The organism is Corynebacterium sp. HMSC078A10, assembly GCF_001811565.1.
In the GTDB taxonomy this organism is placed as follows: domain Bacteria; phylum Actinomycetota; class Actinomycetes; order Mycobacteriales; family Mycobacteriaceae; genus Corynebacterium; species Corynebacterium hesseae.
Genome location: NZ_KV805205.1, coordinates 180,127 through 197,243, shown reverse-complemented (window position 1 = coordinate 197,243; position 17,117 = coordinate 180,127). Strand labels below are relative to the sequence as shown.

General features: G+C 61.5%; 20 protein-coding genes. 9 read left to right on the top strand and 11 right to left on the bottom strand.

Annotated elements, in window-relative coordinates; genetic code table 11:
• Window positions 1-407: 407 nt before the first annotated feature.
• Together HMPREF2808_RS07070 and HMPREF2808_RS07065 are read right to left on the bottom strand one after the other, a co-directional pair.
• Window positions 408-1,010 (bottom strand): cadmium resistance transporter, encoded by a 603-nt coding sequence (locus HMPREF2808_RS07070; protein ID WP_070523118.1) that lies wholly within the window; start codon window positions 1,008-1,010, stop codon window positions 408-410.
• Window positions 1,007-1,366: a Cd(II)/Pb(II)-sensing metalloregulatory transcriptional regulator CmtR gene (locus tag HMPREF2808_RS07065; protein WP_070523117.1), complete on the bottom strand. Its 360-nt coding sequence runs from the start codon at window positions 1,364-1,366 to the stop codon at window positions 1,007-1,009. The genes HMPREF2808_RS07070 and HMPREF2808_RS07065 overlap by 4 nt, the downstream gene beginning before the upstream one ends.
• Before the next feature lie 256 nt (window positions 1,367-1,622).
• Here HMPREF2808_RS07065 and HMPREF2808_RS07060 point away from each other — a divergent pair, with 256 nt between their 5' ends.
• Window positions 1,623-2,333 carry an IS6 family transposase gene (locus tag HMPREF2808_RS07060; protein WP_070523113.1) on the top strand — a complete coding sequence of 237 codons (711 nt, stop codon included), beginning with the start codon at window positions 1,623-1,625 and terminating at the stop codon, window positions 2,331-2,333.
• A 93-nt stretch (window positions 2,334-2,426) separates the two neighbouring features.
• The gene (locus tag HMPREF2808_RS07055; protein ID WP_070523112.1) at window positions 2,427-3,029 is read left to right on the top strand and encodes a DDE-type integrase/transposase/recombinase; all 603 of its coding nucleotides are present in this window, start codon (window positions 2,427-2,429) and stop codon (window positions 3,027-3,029) included.
• Window positions 3,030-3,162: 133 nt separating this feature from the next.
• Here HMPREF2808_RS07055 and HMPREF2808_RS07050 read toward each other — a convergent pair whose 3' ends face one another.
• On the bottom strand, window positions 3,163-4,338 hold the full coding sequence (locus HMPREF2808_RS07050) for an acyl-CoA dehydrogenase family protein (RefSeq protein WP_070624316.1): 1,176 nt from the start codon (window positions 4,336-4,338) through the stop codon (window positions 3,163-3,165).
• Window positions 4,339-4,553: 215 nt separating this feature from the next.
• On the opposite strand from HMPREF2808_RS07050, the gene HMPREF2808_RS07045 reads away from it, so the two are divergent.
• Entirely contained in the window at window positions 4,554-5,111 is a 558-nt protein-coding gene (locus HMPREF2808_RS07045; RefSeq protein ID WP_070624315.1) for a TetR/AcrR family transcriptional regulator, read from the top strand.
• Between the two features lie 8 nt (window positions 5,112-5,119).
• On the opposite strand, the gene HMPREF2808_RS07040 is transcribed toward HMPREF2808_RS07045, so the two are convergent.
• A complete protein-coding gene (locus HMPREF2808_RS07040) occupies window positions 5,120-6,169 on the bottom strand; it encodes a hypothetical protein (RefSeq protein WP_070624314.1) in 1,050 nt (349 codons plus the stop codon).
• A complete protein-coding gene (locus HMPREF2808_RS07035) occupies window positions 6,162-6,656 on the bottom strand; it encodes an RNA polymerase sigma factor (RefSeq protein ID WP_070521314.1) in 495 nt (164 codons plus the stop codon). The genes HMPREF2808_RS07040 and HMPREF2808_RS07035 overlap by 8 nt, the downstream gene beginning before the upstream one ends.
• A 94-nt stretch (window positions 6,657-6,750) precedes the next feature.
• Here HMPREF2808_RS07035 and HMPREF2808_RS07030 point away from each other — a divergent pair, with 94 nt between their 5' ends.
• Both HMPREF2808_RS07030 and HMPREF2808_RS07025 read left to right on the top strand, forming a co-directional pair.
• Window positions 6,751-7,791, top strand: coding sequence for a ribonuclease HI (locus HMPREF2808_RS07030; protein WP_070624313.1), 1,041 nt, complete (start codon window positions 6,751-6,753; stop codon window positions 7,789-7,791).
• A gap of 38 nt (window positions 7,792-7,829) precedes the next feature.
• Complete coding sequence (locus HMPREF2808_RS07025; RefSeq protein ID WP_070563958.1) at window positions 7,830-8,315, top strand: hypothetical protein; 486 nt, start codon at window positions 7,830-7,832, stop codon at window positions 8,313-8,315.
• An 11-nt stretch (window positions 8,316-8,326) separates the two neighbouring features.
• Here the strand turns inward: HMPREF2808_RS07025 and HMPREF2808_RS07020 are convergent, their stop codons facing one another.
• Window positions 8,327-8,782, bottom strand: coding sequence for a YdcF family protein (locus tag HMPREF2808_RS07020; protein ID WP_070624322.1), 456 nt, complete (start codon window positions 8,780-8,782; stop codon window positions 8,327-8,329).
• 31 nt (window positions 8,783-8,813) lie between these two features.
• On the opposite strand from HMPREF2808_RS07020, the gene HMPREF2808_RS07015 reads away from it, so the two are divergent.
• Window positions 8,814-9,707 (top strand): ribokinase, encoded by an 894-nt coding sequence (locus HMPREF2808_RS07015; RefSeq protein ID WP_070624312.1) that lies wholly within the window; start codon window positions 8,814-8,816, stop codon window positions 9,705-9,707.
• Here HMPREF2808_RS07015 and purE read toward each other — a convergent pair whose 3' ends face one another.
• Together purE and HMPREF2808_RS07005 are read right to left on the bottom strand one after the other, a co-directional pair.
• Complete coding sequence (purE, locus tag HMPREF2808_RS07010) at window positions 9,708-10,208, bottom strand: 5-(carboxyamino)imidazole ribonucleotide mutase (protein WP_070531038.1); 501 nt, start codon at window positions 10,206-10,208, stop codon at window positions 9,708-9,710.
• A gap of 41 nt (window positions 10,209-10,249) precedes the next feature.
• Complete coding sequence (locus HMPREF2808_RS07005) at window positions 10,250-11,512, bottom strand: 5-(carboxyamino)imidazole ribonucleotide synthase (protein ID WP_083309041.1); 1,263 nt, start codon at window positions 11,510-11,512, stop codon at window positions 10,250-10,252.
• On the opposite strand from HMPREF2808_RS07005, the gene budA reads away from it, so the two are divergent.
• Entirely contained in the window at window positions 11,498-12,217 is a 720-nt protein-coding gene (gene budA, locus HMPREF2808_RS07000) for an acetolactate decarboxylase (protein ID WP_070624310.1), read from the top strand. The two genes, HMPREF2808_RS07005 and budA, sit on opposite strands and share 15 nt — an antisense overlap.
• On the opposite strand, the gene HMPREF2808_RS06995 is transcribed toward budA, so the two are convergent.
• From HMPREF2808_RS06995 to HMPREF2808_RS06985, 3 genes are all read right to left on the bottom strand, one after another.
• Window positions 12,214-12,657: a hypothetical protein gene (locus HMPREF2808_RS06995; protein ID WP_010189338.1), complete on the bottom strand. Its 444-nt coding sequence runs from the start codon at window positions 12,655-12,657 to the stop codon at window positions 12,214-12,216. The genes budA and HMPREF2808_RS06995 overlap by 4 nt on opposite strands.
• A gap of 317 nt (window positions 12,658-12,974) precedes the next feature.
• Entirely contained in the window at window positions 12,975-13,865 is an 891-nt protein-coding gene (locus HMPREF2808_RS06990; protein ID WP_070624309.1) for a biotin--[acetyl-CoA-carboxylase] ligase, read from the bottom strand.
• A gap of 42 nt (window positions 13,866-13,907) precedes the next feature.
• Window positions 13,908-14,564, bottom strand: a complete 657-nt coding sequence (locus HMPREF2808_RS06985) for a hypothetical protein (RefSeq protein WP_246818527.1) — start codon at window positions 14,562-14,564, stop codon at window positions 13,908-13,910.
• A gap of 48 nt (window positions 14,565-14,612) precedes the next feature.
• On the opposite strand from HMPREF2808_RS06985, the gene HMPREF2808_RS06980 reads away from it, so the two are divergent.
• Together HMPREF2808_RS06980 and HMPREF2808_RS06975 are read left to right on the top strand one after the other, a co-directional pair.
• On the top strand, window positions 14,613-15,602 hold the full coding sequence (locus tag HMPREF2808_RS06980; protein ID WP_070528117.1) for an ABC transporter ATP-binding protein: 990 nt from the start codon (window positions 14,613-14,615) through the stop codon (window positions 15,600-15,602).
• A gap of 125 nt (window positions 15,603-15,727) precedes the next feature.
• Complete coding sequence (locus HMPREF2808_RS06975; protein WP_070624308.1) at window positions 15,728-17,017, top strand: ABC transporter substrate-binding protein; 1,290 nt, start codon at window positions 15,728-15,730, stop codon at window positions 17,015-17,017.
• Window positions 17,018-17,117: the final 100 nt, after the last annotated feature.

The window sequence follows — 17,117 nt, the reverse complement described above, 5'->3', positions numbered from 1 at the left end:
CCAAAAAGCCACTAGACATCCCGTCCAAAAACCTCCTGGACTCCGCGTCCAAAAAGTCCCTAGACATCACATTCTTTGGCTAAACGTTCTTTGGCTAAACGCGGTTTTAGGCCGAATTTCGGCTCTCGACCACGAGCTCTAGGCCACGGGCTTCGTCCTCGTTTGAGAACCAGCCGGTGGCCTTGGTCGGGCTACGCCGCAAGCGGTGGCGCGTTGGGGAAAGCGTCGGTGCTAGTCTCATTGCGTCCGCGGGTGAAATTGGATAGCCGAAAGTTTAATTGCTGGGATTCTGTAAACTCTGTGTGATTAGATTCACACGCCCCGACAGCGCTTCAAAAAGACCTTCCGGGCGTTATAGGAGCCACCGATAACGCCCGGTCGGGGCCGTTTGGAACACTGCTGCTCCGTCAGAGCCCGAAGGCTCCGCCACTGACGAGGATCACGATACCGAGGCCGATGAGAACGATGGGAAAGAGGATGCCCTCCCAGCGTTCGAGCACTTCCGCGATCGGGGGGCGGGTTGCGACGAACTTTGCCAGGGCCACCAGGACCGCAACGAGCGCGAGGAAAATAACGCAGTAGGCGACTACTGCGAGAGGTTCCACGCTGAGGAATACAGGGGTGTAGACGCCGATGTTGTCGCCACCGTTGGCAAAGGTGACGCCTGCGACTGTCCCCACGCCAACCTTCTTGCCGGCAATCTTGGCCTCGTCGTCATCGTCCTCATCGTCTCCGCGCCAGGCCTCCCATGCGGCCCAGAGGCCGAGGCCCAGCGGGATTAGACCGAAGTACGGGATGGCTGTCGAGGGCAGGAATGCTCCGGCGCCCATGGTCACTAGAACCGCGGCACCGAGGATGCCCGCGAATCCGAGGTACTGGCCGGCCAGAATGCGGGCGGTAGTGCCGCGCTGGCCTGCCCCTCGCGCGAAGAAGAGGGAGAGCACGATGATGTCGTCGATGTTGGTAGCTGCGAACAGGCCTATCGCCTGCAAGACCGAGGTGAGGATCATGCGTCCTCCCCAGCTGCGTAGCACCCGGGAAGCGAGCAGGCGGGATCGATGCACGGGGCGTCTTCGTCTACTGCCAAGGTGGCATCGACCAATGTGGTCAGCGCCTGCGCCAGGTGCGGATCGGCGATCTCGTATCGTGTCCGACGCCCCTCGGGCTCGGAGACGACAATCCCACAATCGCGCAAGCATGTCAGGTGGTTGGACACGTTCGGGCGTGTCAGGTCCAGATCTCGGGATAGTTCCGCCGGGTAGGCGGGATGGTCGAGCAGGGTCAAGATGATCCGGGATCGAGTGGGGTCGGCCAGTGCACGACCCAGGCGGTTCATCACGTCGAGACGCGAAGCAATAGTCAGCATGCGCTGAACTATACAGCGATCGCTGAACTAGTCAAGTTCCGGGTAGCGGTGCAGCTGTGTGCGCTGCTGAAGAGACAGTGAAAGTAGCAGAGATGGCGCAGATTCCGGCAAAGTTGCGAAAACAGCTGAACCACGCTCGTTTCTGATGATCGGCCCATGTGCGATTTGTGCCGCGCCGAAGGCAACCGAATTGGCTCGAAGTGGTGCTGTTGCAAAGTTGGGGCAGTAGAAAGACCGACGTGAAATAATCAGAGCCATGGGCATCTTCTCCGGTCGGCATTTCCCCCGTGACATCATCCTGTGGGCGGTGCGGTGGTACTGCCGCTACGGCGTGAGCTACCGCGACCTCGAAGAAATGATGACCGAGCGGGGTGTGCCAGTCGATCACACCACGATCTACCGCTGGGTGCAGAAATACGCCCCTGAGCTGGATAAGCACACTCGCTGGTACCGGCAGGTACCCGACTGGCAGGCCCGGTCCTGGTGGGTGGATGAGACCTATATCCGGGTCGGCGGCACGTGGTGCTATCTCTACCGGGCTATTACCGCCGGTGGGCAGACCTTAGACTTCTACCTCTCACCAAAACGGAATGTGGCTGCGGCCAAGCGTTTCCTGGCCAAGACGCTACGATCGAATACGACAGCCGGGTCCCCGCGGGTCATCAACACCGACAAGGCACCAGCTCTGGCCAAGGCAATATCCGAGCTGAAGGCGGAGGGAATCTGCCCTCAGACGGTGGAGCACCGGCAGGTGAAATACCTGAACAACGTTCTCGAGGGAGATCATGGCCGACTTAAAAGAATCCTGGGACCGAAGGGGGCGTTCAAAAACCGAATTTCCGCCTACCGGACGTTGAAAGGGATGGAAGCGATGCATTCATTACGGAAAGGTCAGGGCACGATGTTTGCTTATGGGCACCCCAATCCGGACGCGGTGATCGTCAACCGGGTCTTCGAGACGGCCTGAGAACGCCAGCACGCAGCGGCCATCAGGAAATGAGAAACTGGGTCGTCTCGGCTCTCCGCCCAACTTTGCAACAGCACCTATCATATATAGTACATGCCAGCTAAAGGCTTTCATCTTTACACAGCGTTGGATTTGTACTCGCGCAAGGTTGTGGGATGGACTGTCCAACACCGACAGGAAAAGACCATCGCTACACGCCTGATTGAACAAGTCATTGCTGACCAGGAGCTCAACGGTCACAGCGTTGAAGTCGTACACACCGACAACGGCAAAGTCATGACCTCACACATGATGAAGGACATGCTGGATGAACACGGCGTGCAGCTGTCATTAATTCGGCCGAATGTTTCGAATGACAACCCATTTGAAGAGTCATCACATCGCACAATCAAGCATCACCGCTATGCGTTAGAAACCTATGATGATATCCAGCATGCGCAGAAAGTCATCGGCAGGATTATCGACGAATACAATAACCGTGACCGCCACAGCGGGCTGAATGGATACACACCTAGTGAAGTGTATTCAGGCACGTGGCGTGACATCCTTGAGCATCGCCGAGCAAAGGAAACCGTCTACTACGCGACGCACCCGCACCGCAGACCCAGACCCCGGAAATCCGTCTACAAGCCACCACCTAAAACGGTAGAAATCAACAACGGCAAACCCCTAGCGCCCGAGACATCGAGCGCGTAAAGTAACAACCACGTCAAACAGGGGGATGTTCACAACTCAAAGGCAGGCGCCGATCGAGGGCAAAGGGACCAAAGTAAGAGGACCAAACTAGAAGGACCACCAAGCGAGCCTTTCCACATCCCCGGCCGGCTGGTTACTTATAGGCCGAGAAGCCCGTAATCTTCTTGCCCATGATGAGGGACTGCACAGTGTCGGTGCCCTCGTAAGTGTGCATGGCCTCGATGTCCGCGAAATGGCGAGCAATATCATTTTCCAGCAAAATGCCGACACCACCGAGCATGTCACGGGCGTCGGCGGCGATGCGGCGAGCAGCGCGGGTGTTGTGGAGCTTCGCCGCCGAAGCCTGTTCCGGTGCCAACGTGCCAGCATCCTCGCGCTGGGAGACCTCGCGGCAGGTCAGCATCATCTGGCTCAAATCGAGCACCATATTGGCCAAGCGCTGCTGAATAATCTGCGCCTTCGCCAACTCCCGACCAAATTGCACTCGCTCCAGCACATACGAGCGGGCAATCTCGTAGCAGGCCACCGCGGAGCCAAGCGCCATCCAGGACACACCAATGCGAGTCGCAGTCAGAACACGCGACACATCCTTGAAGCTGCGGCAGCCCGGAAGCTGGTTGGCGGCGGGAATGCGGCAATCAGTCAAGGTGATGTGCGCCTGGTGGATGGCGCGCAGGGAAAGCTTTCCCTCAATGACAGTCGCCGAGTAGCCCTCCGTCTCCTGCGGCACGATGAAGCCACCCACGTTGCCATCCTCCATGCGCGCATAGATGATCGTGATGCCGCCGGAAGCGCCGTTGCCGATCCACTTCTTTTCGCCGTTGAGAACCCACTCATCGCCGTCACGCACCGCGGTGGTCTCCAAAGCGATGGAATCCGAACCGTGCGCGGGCTCGGTCAACCCGAAGGCACCCAACAAAGAGCAAGCAGCCATCTGCGGCAAGTACGAAGCCTGCTGTTCCGGAGAACCAAGCATCGAAATTGAGCGCATGGCCAGCCCCGCCTGCACCGCAATCACCGTGCCCATCGAAGCATCGGCACGCGTGACTTCCATGAGCGTCAAGCCAGCGCCAAGCGTGGACATCTGTTCATGGCCTTCCACCGAAAGCCCATCGGTCATCACGTCCAGCTCCCCCAGACGCTGAACCAAGTCCAGCGGATACTCCGCGGCCTGCCAGTGCCGGTTAATCACCGGGTAGGAGTAGTCGCGGAACTGCGCCGCGCGCTTCCACCCCGCAGCATCGGCCTCAGAAAGGCTGTCAAAGACACCCAGGAAATCAGTGGTGGACTCGAAGAGGTTGTGGGACATGGTCAATTCTCCAACTAACAGGCAATACGAATGGCGATTAGCGTTAATTGTGACCTGACTCTCCCCAGGCTGTCAAGTGTCTCATCACAACGCGCGGCACAGCCGGGATTCGGAACGATAACCAGACTTCAGGGCCAGTATCTCCCCCAGCCAACCTTCACCCTGCCCCCGCAGGTATACTAACCGCCATTAGCTCATTGAGGAGGACGCCCGCCATGGCCAACCAGAGACGCCGCGACCAAATCGCCGCCGCCGCACTCGACCTCTTTGACCAGCGCGGTTACCACGCCACCGGCATGGAGGACATCGCCAAAGCCGTCGGCATGCGCGCCTCCAGCCTGTACAACCACTTCTCCTCCAAACAGGAACTCCTCGCCGAAGTCACCATCACCGCCATGGAGGACCTCCTGCGCGCCAACGCCGCTTGCCTCGCCGGGCTGAACGATCCCCGCGACAAGCTCGTCGCCACCATGAAAGCCCACGTCATCTACCACGCCACCCACGCCCGGCGCGTCCGCGTGGTCAACAACGAGCTCACCAACCTCGAAGAGCCCCACAAATCCGTCGTCCTGCAGCTGCGCCGCGATTATGTCGCCCGCTGGATGGCCGTGGTCAACGAGGGCGACTTCCACGCGGAAAACCTCAAAATCGCCTGCTGGGCGCTCATCGACATGGGCATCGGCGTCGCCCAATGGTTCAGCCCCGACGGTGATTACACCGCCGAGGCTTTAGGTGACATGTACGGTCAGTTCGCCCTGCGCCAACTTACCTAAGAGCTTACCTAGGGCGCGCAGCCAATCTGCTGCTCTTCCTCACGCCCATCCGGGTACTGCACGCGCACGCGGGAGTAGACCTCGGCGTGGTATCCACACGCCACGCGCTTGTCGACGACCACCTTCACCCGATCCTCATTGAACGTGCCTTCCGCACAATTGGGGTCACAGTCATTCTCGATGGCCACGCCATCCGCCTCCGCAGAATCGTCTCCCCAGCGCTGCCAGTCCAACTCGTTGACCAGGTAGTTATTATCCGCGCACGCTAGTGAGATGCGGTCCGGGCCCTCCAGACCCGTCACGGACACGCAGTCCAAGATGGCGGTGGCATCGATGGTGGTTTCCACGTCCGGCCCCACCAGGCCCACCACGCGCACCAGCTGACCGGTGGCGGGCAGGACGGAGAAGGAGACGCGGTCGGAATCGCGAATCACGGTGACCAGCTGGTCCTCGCCTTCGCCCTCGACGGTGCCGACCTCGTTGCCGTCGGCGTCTGCCAGCATGTCATAGGCAATCTTTTGCTGCTCGCTGCTCAAGCCCGGCTGGAGCAGCAGTTCCAGCGCGCCCAGCGCGCGGTTCGGGAAGGAATCCGCCAGCTTCTCCAGCCCGGCGCGGTCGGACGCGATGACGAGGTCCTCCGGGTTGATGGAAGGTTGCGGGTCAAAGCCCGGGACCTCTCCTTGCGAGGAGACCTCCACGGCGCCGCCGGCATCCACCGCATATTCGGTGATTGCCGTGGCATCGCCGAGGGTATCGACGCGCTTCATGTATTCCTTCGCGGTCACGCCCTTATCCACAGCATCGGGCTGGGTTGCGGCTGCCTCGCCGGCCTGGGTCAGAATCTCCGCGGCCGAGGCCACGGGCTCCGAGTTATTGAGCAGCGGGAAGGCACCTCCGACAAGCACGAACACCGCCACGACAGCCGCGGCAATGGTCCACGTGGGCCGGCCCTTCGTTATCTTTGCGAGGGTCTCTTCGGAACGGGCGAGGGAGGCGTCGTCAAGCGCTGTGTCAGGAACGGGGTTGGCGGCGCGGAGCATATCGAGAGAGCTAGGCATCGGTTTCTCCTGTGAGTTCGGAAAGGTGGGTACGCGCGCGGTGCAGGCGAACGCGCACGTTATTGCGGGAAATGCCGAGGACCTCGGCGATATCGGGGTGGTCGAGGCCCTCCCAGGCGTGGAGCGTGAGAATCTCGCGCTCCGCGTGCGGCAGCTGCATCAGCGCGCGAGTGATGTCGAGGTTGGCATCGACGGCGTCATAGCCCGCGTAGGATTCCAGCTCATGATCATCGAGGTTCTCTGTCTCCCGGCGGGTGCGGTAAAACTCGCGCATCACGTTGCGGGCGATGCCATAGAGCCACGGCAGCGGCGTGCCGCGCAAAGAGTCGAACCCGGACCAGGCCCGCTCGAAGACGTCGGCAGCCAGCTCTTCGGCGTGGCTCGGTGGGACGCGGCGGCGCAGATACGCCAGCACCGCCGGGTAATGCTCGCGAAACAGGCGGGAAAACTCCCGCTTGCGCGAACCAGGCAAGGTAAGGACAGACACTAATAAAACTCCAGAATGCTAATGGGCTCACTGAGTATGTTGCACTAGACGCCCGAGCGTTACAGGGAAGCGGTGAAATGGTTTACTAAAGGGGATGGAACCACTCGAGCTCTCCGCCCTGACGGGCACGCAATCGCGCACCTACGGCACGCGCAAGATCACCAAAGACATGATCTCAGCACCCGTGCATGTGGCTATTGCGCTGTGGGATGAGCGCTGGGATTCCGCCGAAAACGGAACTGTCGACGGCTGGGTCATCGCCGTCAACACCAAGAAGACGCGCTTCGTGCGCAAGGGCCAGATTAAAAAGGGCGACATCGTTGAGGTGGCCGTCCGCGAATTCGAAAAGGCCACCAAGGGGCTCCGAGGACGCAGGTGGATCGTCACCGGGCGCCGGCAGGCGGGGTTGCGGGCCGCGCTGGAAAAGCGTGGCTATGCCGTAACAGGGAGTTTTGCGGAGGAGAATAGGGCGTCGAAAAGCGCCAGCTCCGTGCGGCGCAAGCAGGCCGGAATCACCGCGCGCCGCGCAAAGAAGGAAGGCGAGGCCCCGCGCAAGAAGCAAGTAGTAAAGGTGGACACACCGAAGGCGCACTGGTGGCCGAACTTCTCGACGGCCTCCTCCTGGCCCGAGGGGGCCACCGTGCGCATCGCCACGGATGCTTCCTCGGACACGGTGTTCAAGGGCTCGATGTGCTTCGTGGCCAGCAACGGCGACTACCGGTTGCGCACGCGCGAGACGACGGCCAGCACCGATGAGCTCGAGCTCGAATCCCTCACCTTGGCGCTGAAATACCTGCTCAAGGTCGGTGCAACCAAGGCGATCATCGAGTCGGACTCAGTAGCTGCTCTGGAAGCGGTGGAGCAGATTCGGAAGAAGGGCTCGAAGGCGGTGCGCTCGCGGGGCATGTGGCGCGGGCTGTCCTCGGGCTCGCGCTCGCGCTTCCAACAGGCGTGGCATGACGTGGAGGGAGTCTGCGAGGTGACCATCCGCCGCGTGTTGGGGCATGCGGGCGACCCGCTGAACCGGGCGGCGGACCAGATTGCGTACATGGGCCTGCGGGCGATTGCGCATCCAATGAAGCAATCGCAGGCAACGCTCAAGGAAGGAATCACGAAGGCGTTGGCCAAGCTCTAATTCGGGCTTTGGCTCACTGGTGACATAGGCTAAGCCACATGAGCAATCCCTTTGACTCCAACCCTTTTGAGGAGCCGGACAAACCTCTCCCCGGCCGTGGGTCGAATCCTTTCGCGGAACCCGCGCGCGAGTCAGACGCGAAGCCTTCGGCGAACCCTTTCGTTGACTCGCATGAGGCGCCGAGTGTGGAGCCCTTTGCCGAACCTATCGCAGAGCCCTTTGCCGAGCCGGAGCGCGCCTACGCCCCAGCTCCGCTGCCTGACCATGCCCCTGCCCAGCAGCCAATGGAAGGCACGATCCACAGCTTCTCCTTTTTCAAGGGGCTGTTGAGTCTGTTCTCGCTCCTCGTAGGCTTCACCGGAATTACTGACGGCGATGTGGCAATGGGCATCGGCTTCGCCTTGCCCGGCGCCTGGTACTTCATCAAGTCCCTACAGCAGAAGGCCAACCCAACCACGCCGCAAAAGCGCCACTGGTTTGTCATTTGGCTCATCGCCATCGTGCTCATGTTCTTCGGTGCCTAGTCCATAGGCCACTACGCGACGACCCGCCGCCACACGATGCGCAGCAGCGAATGCGGAGTCGCCACCACCTCGCGCAGGTAATTCCACAGGCGGTCTTTCCGCGGAGTGCCAACACCATGCATGCGAACCCGAATCCCCAGGTGCCAGGCCCACAGGCGGGTGCGCAGCACGTGGAAGTCATTGGTCACGACGCGGAAATAGTCATAGTCCGGGCACAGCGCGTGGGCGCGCTCAAGGTTTTCGTTGGTGCTGGTAGCCAGCGGCTCCACACGGATCCGCTCTGGGTCCACGCCCCGCTCGATGAGGTAGCGCGCCATCGGCTCCGCCTCCCCGAAACCGGACACGATGATCGGCTCCTCCGGCAGCACGCGCGCCAGCACCCCCGCGCGGTCCAAGCGGCTGCGCAGCAGCGAGCCGGGCTCGCCGCCCTCCACGCGCGCGCCCAACACCAGAAGCGGAAACTGCATGCCCGCTAGCTTAGCGTGCATACTAGTCAGCATGAGCATGTGCGTAGTCGGTTCCATCAACGCTGACCTCGTGGTCCACACCGCGCGGCACCCGCAACCGGGCGAAACCCTCTTAGGTAGCGGCGGCACCATCACCGCGGGCGGCAAGGGAGCGAACCAGGCGGTCGCTGCCGCCCGTCTGGGTGCTCAGGTCAGCTTCGTCGGCGCGGTGGGCAGCGATGCCTACGCCGCGCCCGCGATGTACTACTTGCAGGCCAGCGGCGTGGACCTCACGCACGTCGAAGCCAGCGAGGAGGTGACGGGCTTGGCGGTCATCACCGTGGATAAGCAGGGAGAAAACACCATCATCGTGGTGCCGGGGGCCAATGCGCTTGTCGACGCTCCCTTCGTCACCACCCACTCCTCCCCCATCACCGAATCGGAACTCATTCTGCTCCAAGGCGAGGTTCCGGCGGAAGGTTTTGCCAAGGCCATAGAGCTGGCGACGGGGCGCGTCGTGGTCAACCTCGCACCGGTCATCGAGGTTGAAAAGGAAGCGCTCCTGCGTGCCGATCCACTGCTAGCCAACGAGCACGAGGCCGGGCTCATCCTGGAGCAGCTGGGCCTTAGCGGCGAGGGCGCGCCGGAGGAGCTGGCGCGGCGCCTCACGGAGGCCGGCTTTGCCTCGGTGGTCCTCACGCTGGGCGCGCGGGGAGCCCTCGTGGCCGAAGGGGCTGAGCTTGTCGACGTCCCCTCCCCGCAGGTCACCGCCATCGATACTACCGGCGCGGGCGATGCCTTCGCCGGCGCGCTGTGCGCGAGACTACTCCACGGCGACGACCTCGTGGAGGCCGCCACCTATGCCGCTCGAGTTGGGGCTTACGCCGTCACCGGAGAAGGAGCGCAGGCGTCCTACCCCGATCTCAAGAGCAAGCTTCCCAGCTAATTACTCACCGAGGAGCTGGGAGCGCAGGTTCTCGTCCTTCTTCTCCACTTCGGCGGCCATGTTCTCTTGGTAGGCCACCATCTTGTCCACCAGTGCCGGGTCACCCGCGGAGAGAATGCGCACGGCAAGCAAGCCGGCATTCTTCGCTCCGCCGATGGAGACGGTGGCCACCGGCACGCCGCCCGGCATCTGCACGATGGAGAGCAGCGAATCGAGCCCATCAAGATCCTTCAACGCGCGCGGGATGCCAATCACCGGAAGCGGCGTGGCCGCGGCGACCATGCCCGGCAGGTGAGCCGCGCCACCGGCGCAGGCGATGATGGCCTTGAGGCCGCGCTCGTGCGCGGACTTGGCATAAGCCAGCATCTTCTCCGGGGTGCGGTGCGCGCTGACAACGCCTACCTCGAAGGGCACGCCGAACTCAGCGAGCACCTCTGCGGCGGGCTTGACGGTGGGCCAATCGGAATCAGAGCCCATAATCAGGCCGACGAGTGGTTCCATAAAACTCTCCTTAGTAGATAGGTTTCACGCTCGCTGCGGGCTTAAGCCCACTGCGCGTGGACGAGGAAGTGGGCGGCATCGTGGGCGATGCGGCGGGTTTCCGCCACGTCCTCACCGACTACGTTGACGTGGCCAATCTTGCGGCCCGGCTTGTGGTCCTTTCCATAGAGGTGGACCTTCGCCTCTGGGTAGCGCTCCATCACTTCGCGAACGCGCTGCGGCATGGGCATCTGCGGATCTTCTTCGGCGCCCAGCACATTAGCCATCACCGTGACCGGAGCCAGGGCTGCGGTAGAGCCCAGCGGCAAGTCCAGTACGGCACGCAGGTGCTGCTCAAACTGGGAGGTCACGCAGCCATCCTGAGTCCAGTGGCCGGTATTGTGCGGGCGCATGGCCAGCTCGTTGACGGCGATATCCTCCTCAACAATCGCGCCCGGCGCGCCGGAGGCGGAAGCAATGATGGAGCCGGCGTCTTGCTGCGTGGCGAAGGCAAAGAGCTCCACCGCCAGCACGCCGGTAACGCCAAGTTCGGTGGCCACCTTGATGCCCACCTGCATGGCGCGCTCGGTCAACTCCGGCGAAAGGTTCGGGGCGGGGGCAAAAGCCTCGGCGCAGATGCCGTCCCGCTGCACGGATTCGGTGACCGGCCAGACCTTCACCTCGCCGGAGGGGCGGCGGGCGACGAGCACGGATAGCTCGCGGGTAAGGGCAACTTTTTCCTCAGCCATCAGCGGGGTGCCTGCCGCGAGAAGATCTTCTACCAGCGGCTCCAGCTCCTCCGCGGAGGGGAACCACACGCCATGGCCGTCGTAGCCGCCGCGGCGGGCTTTGAGGCACACATGACCGTCGACAAGCGCGGCGAAATCCCGTGCATCCTCCACCGATTCGATGGCGGCAAAGCGCGGCACTGGGGCGCCCAGCTCGGCCAGTTTCTGGCGCATGAGCAGCTTGTCCTGCGCGTAGAGGAGCGCGGAAGGCTGGGGCTGGACGTTGAGGCCGTCGGCGATGAGCGCCTGCACGTATTCGGTGGGTACGTGCTCGTGCTCAAAAGTGATTGCATCCGCGCCTTCTGCGGCGGCGGTGAGCACGTCGAGATCGTGGTAGTCACCGAGCACCACGTCCGGAATCACCTGTGCGGCGGACTTGTCTGGCGCGGAGGCCAGCACGCGCAGGTGGATATCGAGCTCAGCCGCGGCCGGCTGCATCATGCGTGCAAGCTGGCCGTCTCCATAAACAGTAACGAGGGGTTTGTGTTGTTCACTCACTCTTTCAATACTAGCCTTGGGGCCATGATCGTCCGGCATACCATCTTTCAGAACTCCCTCATGACCGCGCTGTTGGATGGCATTTACGACGGCGAAATGACCATCGGCGAGCTCTTGGGCAAGGGCAATTTCGGCATCGGCACCTTCGATGCGCTGGACGGGGAGATGATTATCCTCGACGGCGTATGCTACCAGCTGCGCGGCGATGGCACCGCGACGGTGGCTGACTTGGACCAGGGAACCCCCTTCGCGGTGGCCACGAACTTTGTCCCCCGTATTAAGGTGGCCGCGCCCAAGGGATTGAAGTGCGAGGAGCTATCGGCCTTCATCGATGAGGTCGAGCCTTCCGCCAACTACATGTACGCGGTGCGTATCACCGGACGCTTCAGCAATGTGGTCACCCGCACGGTGGTCAAGCAGAGCAAGCCTTATCCACCGATGGCTCAGGCAGTGGGCGGCGATAAGGAGCTGCGCTTTGACGACGTCGAGGGCATCATCGGCGGTTTCCGCACGCCGGTCTTTGAAAAAGGAATTTCCGTTCCCGGATGCCACGTGCACTTCATCGACGCTGCGCGTACCTCCGGCGGGCACGTGTTGGACTACACGGTGGATGAGGCCACCATTGAGCTCTGCCCCGGAACGGACCTCGATCTGCGCTTACCACTGACCCATGAGTTCCGCTCCGCCAACCTGGCCCCTGATGACTTGGACCAACAGCTGCACACGACGGAGATTAAGGACTAACCCCACACCGGTTGCTCGTTGAGAATGTCCTCGACGCGCTTTGCTTTGGGGATGGAGGGGAAATACATCGGCTTGTCATAGCCGTGGAGTGCCAATGAGATCCCGCCACGGCGACGGCGGGCACCACGAATATCGGTGAGCGGGATCGAATCAACGCGCTTGCCTTCGCGGGCGATGACGCGCAGGTTGGTCACGATGAAGCGCTTACGGCGGGCTTTCACCAAGGGAAGGACGAAGCGCCAGGCAGCAAGCAGGGCCCATATGGCTACCAGACCATTGCGAAGCGCCAGGTCAATGCCGTTATAGTCACACCAGCCGATGGCGATCCAGCACACCCCGGTAATCACGACGAGCTCTAGAAAAGGAAAGAGCAGCGTGCGAAACGGGGCGGTCATGTCCGCGCGAACAACTTCGCCGCGGCCCATCTGCATGAGGTTCATGGGGCTCATGGTACCTACTGCCCCGGAAACACCGTTCTTTGCCGAGGCCTCCCCTGCCCACGGCAGGCTCTGGGGTGCTTTAGAGCCGAGCCCCACAAATGGCATCTCACAGAAGGCATTAGTCAAAAGGTGTCTTTGGGGTCAAAGACACCTTTTGCGGGCCTGTAGATGGCGTTTTCAGGGGCAAAGACGCCTTTTGACTAATGCCATTTGATAGATGCCATGTGGAAAGCACCGTAGCTGAGTGCCCTTGTTGAGTGCAGCGCCTTCTATGGTGCTTCGCCGGTAGATGCCAAGACGCAATGCAGCTCGGACGGCTAATTATCAGCTGGGCGCAGGTGGATGACATCACCCGCGGAGTAGTACTCACCGCCGACGTTGATGCGGCCATCATCGGCCACGCCCTCGACGGTGCCAATGACGTCGCCGGTCGGGGCTTCGAGGCGGACTTCCTGCCCGATGGAAGAACAGACCTTACGGTAATCAGCCATTAGCTGTGGGTCCTGCTGCTCCCACTGGGTAATGCGGCGACGCAGGTTCTTCAGCACGGTGACCGCCAGCTGCGTGCGGTCGGTCTCAAGGCCTTCGAGCGCGAGCGATGTCGCGGCCTCGATGGGCAGTTCCTCGCGGGTCAGGGTGACGTTGATGCCCATGCCCACGACCACGCGAGCTGAAGGCGGGTTCGCAGACTGCGTCTTGGGCGCGACCTCGGCCTTGTTGATCTCGGCCTTATTAACTTCAGCCTTGTTGATCTCAGCCTTGTTCACCTCGGCCTTGTTGATTTCAGCCTTGGAAACTTCCGTCTTCGGAGCAGATTTGAAGGCCTCGCCCACCGGGCCGGCTTCGGCGAGTATGCCGCACAGTTTCTTGCCATCAATCTGCACGTCATTCGGCCACTTGAGTACTGCTTTCTCCACCGAGTCAGTCACCGCCAAGCCGGCGGCCAAGGGCAGGGTGCCAAGGTGATCAAGCGAATCCGGGAGAATCAGCACGGAAAAGATAAGCTGCGCCCCCGCCGGGCTCGCCCACTGGCGACCCAAACGGCCCTTGCCGGCAACCTGTTCGTTGGCCAGCAGTACGGTGCCATCAGCCACCTTCTCCGCCTGCATGAGATCGGTATTGGTGGAGCCAGTGGACTCGGTGTAATCGATAACAGCGAAGTCGCCGCCCAGCGCCTCGCGAATTCGGTCCATATCAAGTGCAGTCATGCACCCTAGGTTACCCGCCGAGCAGTGGCCTTCTAGAAGTAACTAAAAGTAATCCGGGTTGGCCAGAATTGTGCGAGCGGTGGCATCGTCAAGACAGGTAGTCAGCACCGCCTGGGGCAACGCGTGAGTAACCTGCTCAGGTGTCACGGTGATCTGCCGCGTATCCGCCAAGAAAGAAACAGTATCCCCAATCAATTTGTCATAGTCCGCGCGGTCTTGCGCCCCGAGGCTATCCGGCTTTCCTTCAGTTACCAGCACATAGCGGGTTGCTGGGGTGACCCACTCACAGACCCACTCGCCATATTCCTGCAATTCCGAGTCCGAGACCTCCAGCCCCATCCCTTTCATGCTGGCGCGCATGGTGGAGCGATCTACACGGCCATTGTCCACCAACTGTGAACGGACTTCAGATGCGTCGACAGTATCGGCAAAAATAGCGCGGAACACGGTATCGCGCTGCGCCTCTGCAGCCGAGGTGGTCGGCGATGTCGCGGACTCCTTCGAGGGCATCGTCGGGGAAGGCTCTTCCGAAGAAGATTTGGTAGTGGAGGTCGATGACTCCGTAGTGGTCTCTGAAGATGCCGAAGACGCATCAACGGTCCCAATAGAAACGGTTGTCAGTGGCGCAAAGGACTCAGTGGATTCCGTACTGGAGCAACCGACCAAGAGCAGCGCGAGGAGAGGGGCGAACTTCTTCATAGCGAATTCCAGCCTAATGCACCTGCCGCCAGGTGCTAGTGTGAATCCATGGCAAAGGTCACTTTTGAGAACGTCGGCATCACCTATCCCCGTGCCGAGAAACCCACGGTCAAAGACCTCAACATCGAGATTGCGGATGGCGAGTTTCTAGTCCTCGTCGGCCCGTCCGGCTGCGGTAAGTCCACCACCTTGCGCGCCCTCGCGGGGCTGGAGCCGGTATCCAGCGGCCGCATCCTTATTGACGGCAAAGACGTCACGGGACTGGAGCCCGGCGAGCGCGATATCGCCATGGTCTTCCAGAACTACGCGCTCTACCCGCACCTCACCGTGGCCCAGAACATGGGGTTTGCCCTCAAGCTGGCCAAGAAGCCCAAGGCTGAAATCACAGCCAAAGTAGAGGAAGCCGCGAAGACCCTTGGGCTCACGGAGTACCTGCAGCGCAAGCCCAAAGACCTCTCCGGTGGTCAGCGCCAGCGCGTGGCCATGGGCCGCGCCATCGTGCGCGAGCCGAAGGCCTTCCTCATGGATGAACCCCTGTCCAACCTCGACGCCAAGCTGCGCGTACAAACCCGTGCGGAGCTGGCCAGCCTCCAACAGCGCCTCGGCACCACCACTGTCTACGTCACTCACGACCAGGTGGAGGCCATGACCATGGGAGATCGCGTCGCCGTGCTCAAGGACGGTGAATTGCAGCAGGTCGCGCCACCGCGCGAGCTGTACGACGCTCCTGCTAACGAATTCGTCGCCGGCTTCATTGGCTCCCCTGCGATGAACATCTTCGACTACAACGGCGGACGCGTCGGCGTACGCCCAGAGAAGATGTTCATTAACAAGGGGCCGATTGGCTTCCAGGGCACGGTGGAGTTCGTGGAAGAGCTGGGCTCCGAATCCTTCGTCTACGTCATGGTGGGCGAGCAGCGCTTCGTGGCTCGCGCGAGCGACGACGTTCCGCAACGCGGTGAGAACGTCGTGCTGACCTTTAACCCCCGCGAGGCACACCGCTTCGATCCGGAGACCGGCCAGCGCATCGAAACTTAAGCAGCAACACAAACAGGGGTGATTTCACCCCCGCTTGGAGTGAATTAAAAGCCAAAACCACGTGCGATGTGGGGATGATCCCCTATTTTGTAGTCATCAGAAGTTTTCCGAAAGGTGAATATTCAATGAAGAAGCCGTTTCTCCCCAGCTCGCTGCGTTCCGTCCGCCGCGGCGTTGTCGTCACCACCGCTGCCCTCGCACTGACCTTGGCAGGTTGCTCGTCGAGCGACGAGGGATCGTCGTCAAGCACTGGCTCCGATGCCTCCTCGACTGATGGTGACGGCCGCGGCCCCATCACCTTTGCCATGGGCAAGAACGATACCGACAAGATCACGCCCATCATCGAGGCATGGAACGCCGAGCACCCGGACGAGAAGGTCGAGCTCAAGGAGCTCGCCGGCGAGGCCGACGCTCAGCGCGAGACCCTCGTACAATCCCTGCAGGCGGGCAACTCCGACTACGACGTCATGGCGCTGGACGTGGTCTGGACCGCGGACTTCGCCGCTAACCAGTGGCTGGCACCGTTGACCGGTGACCTCGAGGTGGATACCTCCGGGCTGCTGGAGCCCACCGTGGAATCCGCCACCTACAACGACACCCTCTACGCGCTGCCGCAGAACACCAACGGCCAGCTGCTCTTCCGCAACACCGAGTTGGCGGACAAGGCTCCGGAGAAGTTCGAGGACATCGCGTCTGCCTGCGAGGCCATCAAGGACGATAGCTCCTGCCTGACCACCCAGCTCAAGCAGTACGAGGGCCTCACCGTCAACACCGCCGGCTTCATCGAGGGCTGGGGCGGCTCCATCTTGGATGACGAGGGCAACGTGACAGTTGACTCGGACAAGTCCAAGGAAGGCCTGCAGGCGCTTGTCGACGCCTACGAAGACGGCACCATCTCCAAGGACTCCACCGCCACAACGGAGGAGGAGACCAACTTGGCCTTCACCGAGGGCAAGACCGCATTCGCCATCAACTGGCCGTACATGTACACCAACGCTGAGGAAAAGGGCGTCAAGTTCGAGGTCCAGCCGCTGGTGGGCAAGGACGGCGTCGGTGTTTCCACTCTGGGTGGCTACAACAACGGCATCAACATCAATTCCGAGCACAAGGCTACGGCCCTGGACTTCATGAAGTTCATCATCAACGAGGAGAACCAGAAGTCCTTCGCTGAGGCTTCCTTCCCGCCGGTACTGGCTTCCATCTACGACGATGAGTCCCTGGTGGAGGAGTTCCCGTACCTTCCGGCTCTGAAGGAATCCCTGGAGAACGCCGCACCGCGTCCGGTTTCCCCGTTCTACACCGCCATCTCCAAGGCCGTGCAGGATAACGCTTACGCGGCATTGACCGCGGGCAAGTCCGTCGATGACGCAACGAAGGACATGAAGGCAGCCATCGAGGCAGCCGCGCAGGGTTAATGCTCCCAGCGTGAATGGGGCGCGAGTAAGTCCACGAGACTTGCCCGCGCCTCTTTCTTTGATCTGGGTCTCGTGCACAGAGGATGTCTCGGCCACCCGC

Bases quoted from the DNA above. Each gene is read 5' to 3' on its own strand.
- HMPREF2808_RS07040 (WP_070624314.1), bottom strand. From the start codon at position 6,169: ATGCCTAGCTCTCTCGATATGCTCCGCGCCGCCAACCCCGTTCCTGAC.
- HMPREF2808_RS07070 (WP_070523118.1), bottom strand. From the start codon at position 1,010: ATGATCCTCACCTCGGTCTTGCAGGCGATAGGCCTGTTCGCAGCTACC.
- HMPREF2808_RS07060 (WP_070523113.1), top strand. From the start codon at position 1,623: ATGGGCATCTTCTCCGGTCGGCATTTCCCCCGTGACATCATCCTGTGG.
- budA (WP_070624310.1), top strand. From the start codon at position 11,498: ATGATCGTCCGGCATACCATCTTTCAGAACTCCCTCATGACCGCGCTG.
- HMPREF2808_RS07025 (WP_070563958.1), top strand. From the start codon at position 7,830: ATGAGCAATCCCTTTGACTCCAACCCTTTTGAGGAGCCGGACAAACCT.
- HMPREF2808_RS07030 (WP_070624313.1), top strand. From the start codon at position 6,751: ATGGAACCACTCGAGCTCTCCGCCCTGACGGGCACGCAATCGCGCACC.
- HMPREF2808_RS07005 (WP_083309041.1), bottom strand. From the start codon at position 11,512: ATGCCGGACGATCATGGCCCCAAGGCTAGTATTGAAAGAGTGAGTGAA.
- HMPREF2808_RS06975 (WP_070624308.1), top strand. From the start codon at position 15,728: ATGAAGAAGCCGTTTCTCCCCAGCTCGCTGCGTTCCGTCCGCCGCGGC.
- HMPREF2808_RS06995 (WP_010189338.1), bottom strand. From the start codon at position 12,657: ATGAACCTCATGCAGATGGGCCGCGGCGAAGTTGTTCGCGCGGACATG.
- HMPREF2808_RS07065 (WP_070523117.1), bottom strand. From the start codon at position 1,366: ATGCTGACTATTGCTTCGCGTCTCGACGTGATGAACCGCCTGGGTCGT.
- HMPREF2808_RS07055 (WP_070523112.1), top strand. From the start codon at position 2,427: ATGCCAGCTAAAGGCTTTCATCTTTACACAGCGTTGGATTTGTACTCG.
- HMPREF2808_RS06980 (WP_070528117.1), top strand. From the start codon at position 14,613: ATGGCAAAGGTCACTTTTGAGAACGTCGGCATCACCTATCCCCGTGCC.
- HMPREF2808_RS07020 (WP_070624322.1), bottom strand. From the start codon at position 8,782: ATGCAGTTTCCGCTTCTGGTGTTGGGCGCGCGCGTGGAGGGCGGCGAG.
- purE (WP_070531038.1), bottom strand. From the start codon at position 10,208: ATGGAACCACTCGTCGGCCTGATTATGGGCTCTGATTCCGATTGGCCC.
- HMPREF2808_RS06985 (WP_246818527.1), bottom strand. From the start codon at position 14,564: ATGAAGAAGTTCGCCCCTCTCCTCGCGCTGCTCTTGGTCGGTTGCTCC.
- HMPREF2808_RS06990 (WP_070624309.1), bottom strand. From the start codon at position 13,865: ATGACTGCACTTGATATGGACCGAATTCGCGAGGCGCTGGGCGGCGAC.
- HMPREF2808_RS07015 (WP_070624312.1), top strand. From the start codon at position 8,814: ATGAGCATGTGCGTAGTCGGTTCCATCAACGCTGACCTCGTGGTCCAC.
- HMPREF2808_RS07050 (WP_070624316.1), bottom strand. From the start codon at position 4,338: ATGTCCCACAACCTCTTCGAGTCCACCACTGATTTCCTGGGTGTCTTT.
- HMPREF2808_RS07045 (WP_070624315.1), top strand. From the start codon at position 4,554: ATGGCCAACCAGAGACGCCGCGACCAAATCGCCGCCGCCGCACTCGAC.